Annotated in this window: 1 protein-coding gene; it reads left to right on the top strand. The window is 51.9% G+C overall.

What is annotated here, in order from left to right; translation table 11 throughout:
• The first annotated feature begins 572 nt into the window (after positions 1-572).
• Positions 573-1,121, top strand: a complete 549-nt coding sequence (locus ACSZO4_RS25570; RefSeq protein WP_437891885.1) for a hypothetical protein — start codon at positions 573-575, stop codon at positions 1,119-1,121.
• The last annotated feature ends 178 nt before the right edge of the window (positions 1,122-1,299 follow it).

Below are 1,299 nucleotides of genomic sequence, written 5' to 3'. Positions count from 1 at the left end.
ACAGCTCAGCTAAGGTAAGGCTAATACAGATAAGGACTCCACTGAACCCCACCGATTAAATCGCACCTTCCTTAGGCTGCTTCTGGTTTTTCTTAAAGTTTAAATTCATCTTTGTTTATGCGGTTAAGGCATAAGCCAGAATTTTTAGTAATGAGTGGAGAAAGCCATATAAGTATCCCTGTAAAACGAACATCAATTTTTAGAGGGCCTCTGGCACTCCAACTTCCACCCCTGGACACATTACAGGCACTCAGCCTGGTTTTCTAAAATAAGAGCTGCACACCAGGTGCCGCATTGTGGCAGCAATAAATGTTGTGCGTCAGTGGTAAAACATTGCAGGTATTCACTCGATTTTGCGTGGCAGATTCCAGAGTTACATTCCTGTCAGTATCTGGACGTAAAACGCCTTTAATCGGGTGAGGTGCGGCGCTAAGGTGTTGCGGCATCTGCAAAATCAGATGCCGGGATTAGCCTCCTGCTTTATCATACTGGCGACAGATTTTATGTCGTGAGCACGGTTACATCTCTATGGTGGGCCGGGCGGGGGCGTCAGAAGACGCGCCGGTTCCAGTATGCCGGTAAGGCTAACCCCGTCTGGTGCCACCACCCGTGAGATTAGCCTCTCCGGTGGTGGTTTTAAAAATCACATACTGGAGGCAGCCACCATGGCGACAATCCTCAGCTTTACCCATTCTCAACCCGGTATGCCCTTCACTCAGGTCCCCAACTTTATCGAACAGGCCAGCGCCTGCGAACACATCGCCCGTGAGCTGGCGGAAAGCAGCGACACCGCCCGGAATCAGGTGCTCAGCAACCAACTTTATGCCAGCCTGGCCCGGCTCCAGACAGAGTTGCTTGACCCGATCCCTGAGGGCCTTATCGACAGCTTTACCGTTGACGCACTTCCCGCCGAATCTCCGCATTTTGACGCTGATTGCACCGAACTGTGTCGTTACTGCATGGCCCTGAGCAGGGTGCTGGGGGAGCAGCAGACGAATACGAAGACGGAGCCCGTCCTGCGCGATCTGCTGTGCGGTTTAACCGATTATTTTGTTGCAGCCATGATGGCGCCGCGCTGGGTGAGAGGAGCGCAAGGGACTGATGCAATCCGATATACGTAAGTCAGCCGTCCGCAGGCAGGGCAAAGCAGTCCGTCAGGTTAGCTGCCGTTATTGCAACAGGTCCGGGTCATTTTCTGAAAAGTGATCGTTACTGGATATAAATGGGTCTTCCCCTGTTGTGGTGGCTGTTGTAGGCTTTTCGCTGTTGACCCAACAACAGGAGGAAAACCACTTGAAT

The organism is Phytobacter sp. V91 (assembly GCF_965644225.1).
Taxonomy (GTDB): domain Bacteria; phylum Pseudomonadota; class Gammaproteobacteria; order Enterobacterales; family Enterobacteriaceae; genus CBFFRJ01.
The sequence above is the reverse complement of the archived record's forward strand: the minus strand, read 5'-3'. Positions and strand labels throughout refer to the sequence as shown.